Below are 223 nucleotides of genomic sequence, written 5' to 3'. Positions count from 1 at the left end.
AAGCTCTTCGACAAGGCCTTACCCAACGACGAGCTCAGGCTGCGCGAGATCCTTGACTCACTGAACAAGCACGGCAGTATCCTGCTCGTGGTTGACCAGCCCGCGACGATCGGTGCGTTGCCGGTCGCGGTCGCCCAGGCCGCCGGTGTCACCGTCGGCTACCTTCCCGGGCTGGCGATGCGCCGGATCGCGGACCTGCACCCCGGCGAAGCGAAAACCGACG

The 223-nt window shown here is 66.4% G+C and carries 1 protein-coding gene; it reads left to right on the top strand.

Features of this window, described 5'->3' with window-relative positions; all coding sequences use genetic code 11:
• The coding region (locus tag ABFP37_RS22695) for a transposase (RefSeq protein ID WP_347035057.1) at window positions 1-223 on the top strand (223 nt) is incomplete at both ends.

It is taken from the genome of Burkholderia sp. RS01, from assembly GCF_039748055.1.
In the GTDB taxonomy this organism is placed as follows: domain Bacteria; phylum Actinomycetota; class Actinomycetes; order Actinomycetales; family Micrococcaceae; genus Arthrobacter.
This window is presented reverse-complemented; position numbering and strand designations above follow the sequence as displayed.